Genomic DNA, 494 nt, shown 5'->3' with positions numbered 1-494 from the left:
AGCTCCCCCACCAGCTCAACGACCCCCGGCGCGTCCTCACCACGCCGGCTCGCCAGCACGAGATCACGCACACCGTGCACCGCCACCAGATGCCGCGCCACCGCGGCCCCCACCACACCGGTGCCACCCGTCACCAACACCGAACCACCACCCGACCACGACCCACCACCACCGGAAACAGCAGCAGCATCCACACCGGCCAAGGCCAGCCTCGGCACCCACACCTCCCCACCACGCCAGGCAAACTCCGGCTCACCCCCAGCAACAGCCGCAGCCACCACAGCCACCGGAACACCCCCCGCCCCACCCCCCGCATCCACCAGCACAAACCGCCCAGGATGCTCCGACTGCACAGAACGCAGAAGACCACGCACAGCCGCCTGCACAAGATCCACCCGCTCGCCGCCCGACACCGCGACGGCACCACGGGTGACCACGACGAGCCTCGCGTCGACGAGCGCCTCGTCGGCAAGCCACTCCTGAACGCGCGCGAG

At 70.6% G+C, this 494-nt stretch carries 1 protein-coding gene and 1 pseudogene; both read right to left on the bottom strand.

Annotated features, from left to right (window positions below; genetic code table 11):
- A partial coding sequence (locus IG88_RS45200) for a KR domain-containing protein (protein ID WP_324609026.1) occupies positions 1-218 on the bottom strand: 218 nt, incomplete at its 3' end.
- A 51-nt stretch (positions 219-269) separates the two neighbouring features.
- Positions 270-437, bottom strand: a pseudogene (locus IG88_RS45420) (SpnB-like Rossmann fold domain-containing protein); the annotation flags it as partial.
- Positions 438-494: the final 57 nt, after the last annotated feature.

It is taken from the genome of Streptomyces sp. NRRL F-5650 (assembly GCF_000721365.1).
GTDB lineage: Bacteria > Actinomycetota > Actinomycetes > Streptomycetales > Streptomycetaceae > Streptomyces > Streptomyces ardesiacus.
This window is presented reverse-complemented; position numbering and strand designations above follow the sequence as displayed.